General features: G+C 58.0%; 3 protein-coding genes. 1 reads left to right on the top strand and 2 read right to left on the bottom strand.

Annotated elements, in window-relative coordinates; translation table 11 throughout:
- Positions 1-177: 177 nt before the first annotated feature.
- Positions 178-1,398: a CaiB/BaiF CoA transferase family protein gene (locus J2W17_RS30995; protein WP_307344141.1), complete on the bottom strand. Its 1,221-nt coding sequence runs from the start codon at positions 1,396-1,398 to the stop codon at positions 178-180.
- A 13-nt stretch (positions 1,399-1,411) separates the two neighbouring features.
- On the bottom strand, positions 1,412-2,593 hold the full coding sequence (locus J2W17_RS30990) for an acyl-CoA dehydrogenase (protein WP_307344139.1): 1,182 nt from the start codon (positions 2,591-2,593) through the stop codon (positions 1,412-1,414).
- A 157-nt stretch (positions 2,594-2,750) separates the two neighbouring features.
- Between J2W17_RS30990 and J2W17_RS30985 the strand changes: the two genes are divergently transcribed.
- Positions 2,751-3,650, top strand: a complete 900-nt coding sequence (locus J2W17_RS30985; protein WP_307344137.1) for a LysR family transcriptional regulator — start codon at positions 2,751-2,753, stop codon at positions 3,648-3,650.
- Positions 3,651-4,158 lie beyond the last annotated feature (508 nt).

Here is a 4,158-nt window from a genome sequence, read left to right as displayed (position 1 = left end):
TGTTTACCAAGGAGTTTTCCGTTTCGACTGCGCCGGAAGTGGGGCGAATTATAGACACTCAGGATTTGCCGTCAAGCGTTAATTCAGCTTTCCTTCCAATAACTTGCCCAAGCCCGGAAAGCAGCCGACCAGCCGTCGATTCAGCAGGAGAACCACCCTTCTATATAGAAGAAGTGATCAGAGCACCCCAGCCTCTTTAAAAGCAGCTACCGCACCAGCATCCAGACCCAGCACCCGCTGCAGTACCTCCAGCGTGTGCTCGCCCAATAACGGAGGCGCATTGCGGTACTCCACCGGCGTCTCGGACAGACGAATCGGACTCGCCACCTGCGGCACCATCCCAGCCAGCGCATGAGGCAACTCAATCGCCAGCCCACGCGCTTTGACCTGAGGATCGGCAAACATCTGCGCCAGATCATTGATCGGCCCGCACGGCACGCCTGCCTGCTCCAGCTGCAGAACCCACTCGGCCGTAGTCTTGAATACCGTTGCCTGACGGATAAGCGGAATCAACTCCCCACGGTTCGCCACCCGCATCTTGTTGGTCGCGAAGCGCGGATCATCCGCCCACTGCGGCTGACCCGCCACTTCGGCAAACTTGCGAAACTGCCCGTCATTGCCCACGGTGAGGATGAAGTCGCCATCCGCCGTAGGAAAATCCTGATAAGGCACGATGTTCGGATGAGCATTCCCCAACCGCTTAGGCGCATTACCTGTCGTCAGGTAATTCATCGCCTGGTTCGCCAGACAGGCCACCTGGACATCCAGCAGCGCCATATCGATATGCTGACCGCCGCCGTCATGCTCCCGGTGAGCCAGTGCCGCCAGGATCGCCACTGTCGAGTACAGACCGGTCAGGATGTCGGTCAGCGCTACGCCGACTTTCACCGGCCCCGCCCCTTCCTCGCCTTCAGGTCGCCCGGTCAGGCTCATCAGCCCGCCCAACCCCTGGATCATGAAGTCATAACCCGCGCGCTTGGCGTAAGGCCCCGTCTGACCAAACCCGGTGATCGAGCAATAGATCAGGTTCGGATTGATTGCCTTGAGCGATTCATAGTCCAGCCCATAAGCCGCCAGACCTCCCACCTTGAAGTTCTCGATCAGGATGTCCGACCTGGCCGCCAACTCACGCACCAGCTTCTGCCCCTCGGGGCGCGTGAAGTCGATGGTGACTGATTGCTTGTTGCGATTGGCCGACAAGTAATAGGCAGCTTCGCTAGTGTTCTCGCCATAGGCGTCTTTCAGAAAGGGAGGGCCCCAGGCGCGCGTATCATCGCCGTTGCCCGGCCGCTCGACCTTGATCACTTCGGCGCCAAGGTCAGCAAGGATCTGCCCGGCCCATGGCCCGGCCAGCACCCGAGATAAATCCAGTACCCGTAGATGCGATAGCGCGCCCATGGACGTTCTCCTGTTAATAGAACGCCTGGAGGCCGGTTTGCGCTCGACCGAGGATCAGCGCGTGGACGTCGTGCGTACCCTCATAGGTATTCACCACTTCCAGGTTGACCAGGTGACGAGCGACGCCGAACTCATCGGAGATGCCGTTGCCGCCCAGCATGTCGCGCGCCATGCGCGCAATGTCCAGGGACTTGCCGCAGGAGTTGCGCTTCATCATCGAGGTGATCTCGACCGCAGCCGTGCCTTCGTCCTTCATGCGACCCAGGCGCAGGCAGCCTTGCAGCGCCAGGGTAATTTCAGTCTGCATGTCTGCCAGTTTTTTCTGGATCAGCTGCGTGGCCGCCAATGGTCGACCGAACTGCTGGCGATCCAGGGTGTATTGGCGAGCGGTGTGCCAGCAGAACTCCGCCGCACCGAGTGCGCCCCAGGCAATACCGTAGCGCGCCGAATTGAGGCAAGTAAAAGGACCTTTCAAGCCACGGACATCCGGGAAGATGTTCTCTTCGGGAACAAACACATTGTCCATGACGATTTCGCCGGTGATGGACGCACGCAGGCCGACCTTGCCGTGAATCGCCGGAGCGCTCAAGCCTTTCCAGCCCTTCTCCAGCACAAAGCCGCGAATATCGCCGGCGTCGTCCTTACCCCAGACCACGAAGACATCGGCGATCGGGCTGTTGGTAATCCACATCTTGCTGCCGGTCAGGCTGTAGCCACCTTCCACCTTGCGCGCACGAGTAATCATCGAGCCCGGATCGGAACCATGGTCAGGCTCGGTCAGGCCAAAGCAACCGATCCATTCGCCCGTGGCCAGTTTCGGCAAGTACTTCTGCTTTTGAGCTTCAGTACCGAACTCATTGATCGGCACCATCACCAAGGAGGACTGCACGCTCATCATCGAGCGATAGCCGGAGTCGACACGCTCGACTTCACGGGCAATCAAGCCGTAGCTGACATAGTTCAGGCCGCTGCCACCGTACTGCTCGGGGATGGTCGCGCCCAACAGGCCCACTTCGCCCATCTCGCGGAAGATCGCCGGGTCGGTCTTTTCATGACGGAAAGCTTCAAGAACGCGTGGCGCGAGTTTCTGCTGAGCGAATTGCTCGGCGGTAGCGCGAATCATGCGTTCCTCTTCGGTGAGCTGTTGATCCAGCAGCAGGGGATCGATCCAGTTGAAGCTAGCTTTACCGCCCATGAGTGTGTCCTCTCGAATCGGGTCAAATAACGTGGATTGATCCTAGGCCGGGTTCGGCGCCTCGGCAAACGAGGATTTTGCATACTGTTGTGCTAATTTCTCACTCCGTAAGGTCGCAATAGCGCTTTTGTTTGATGTATTAGTGAGGTTGCCGTACATGCGAAGGAAGATACCCAGCACGACCGCCCTGATCAGCTTTGAGGCGGCAGCGCGCCACGAAAGCTTTACCAAGGCCGCCCAGGAGCTTTCGCTTACTCAAGGGGCGATTTGCCGACAGATCGCCAGCCTGGAAGAGTTCCTGAGCGTCGAACTGTTCCGCCGCTCGCGCCGCGGCGTGAAGCTGACGGAAGCGGGCCTTTCCTACAGCCGACGGGTAGCCACCCAGCTCGACGCGGTTGAGCGCGACACCTTGTCAGTGATGGGTCAGCAAGGCGCCAATGTGATCGAACTGGCCGTGGTCCCGACCTTCGGTACCCAATGGCTACTGCCAAGACTCAAGGACTTCCAGCAACAACACCCGGAAGTGACGGTCAACCTCACCAATCGAACTCGGCCCTTCCTGTTTGCGGACACTGACTTCGATGCAGCGATCTATTTTGGCGATGCGGACTGGCCGGGTACCGAATCCCACAGGCTGATGGGCGAAAATCCGATGCCCGTGTGCAGCCCTGGTCTGCTGGGGAAAAAGACCCATCTGACGCCCGGTGCAATCGCCGAGCTGCCCCTGTTGCAGCAGACCACTCGCCCGTATGCCTGGCGCCAGTGGTTCAACTCGCAGAATCTAAATATCCCGCGGGACATGACAGGACCGCGTTACGAGCTATTCTCCATGCTTGCCCAAGCGGCCATGCACGATATGGGGATTGCGTTGATCCCGCCGTTTCTGATTCAGCGCGAACTGACGGAGAAGCGTCTGGTGATTGCCAACCCTCAGGCACTGTCGAGCATCAAGGCTTATTACCTGATGATTCCCGAGCGAAAGGTGGAATCGGCCTCTTTAAGGGCTTTTCGCGACTGGCTGGTTAATCAGGCACACACCTACAGCCTAGAAGGATAAAGGCCGGAAGCAACTAGTTGACTTGGTAGTCAATAAACTGAAAAGCCTACAGATATAAGTATTTGTCGCATATTCGCAGACTGTACCGCGAAGGGGCACAATCGTCCCAAAAGTGCCTGAATACGTGGCCTTGAGCCGCCCTCTACGCAAAATAACGCCTCATTCAGCTTACCGATGTGGAAAAAACTCATTTTTCAGTAAAATCCTTACAAGGCACGGCCTGCAAGGGATTGACCCGGGGTGTTGCGACATTCGGTCACGGGGTGACTTGTAGTTAATTTTCCGTCACCCGTCATAATCCCTTGATGGGCACAAAGTTCGCCTGCAAAATGCCGCGCCCCGCCATTGTTTGGCGGGACCGTGCTGATCGGCCGCCCCCGCCGCACCATCCGAAGTGCATGGGTTTACTCAATAAGATCACGCAGGAGATTTGACGTGCACATTGGTGTTCCTCTCGAAACCCAGACGGGTGAAACACGGGTTGCTGCAACCCCGGAAACCATCAAGA

The organism is Pseudomonas lini (genome assembly GCF_030812475.1).
GTDB classification, from domain to species: domain Bacteria; phylum Pseudomonadota; class Gammaproteobacteria; order Pseudomonadales; family Pseudomonadaceae; genus Aquipseudomonas; species Aquipseudomonas lini_A.
The sequence above is the reverse complement of the archived record's forward strand: the minus strand, read 5'-3'. Positions and strand labels throughout refer to the sequence as shown.

Bases quoted from the DNA above. Each gene is read 5' to 3' on its own strand.
- J2W17_RS30995 (WP_307344141.1), bottom strand. From the start codon at position 1,398: ATGGGCGCGCTATCGCATCTACGGGTACTGGATTTATCTCGGGTGCTG.
- J2W17_RS30990 (WP_307344139.1), bottom strand. From the start codon at position 2,593: ATGGGCGGTAAAGCTAGCTTCAACTGGATCGATCCCCTGCTGCTGGAT.
- J2W17_RS30985 (WP_307344137.1), top strand. From the start codon at position 2,751: ATGCGAAGGAAGATACCCAGCACGACCGCCCTGATCAGCTTTGAGGCG.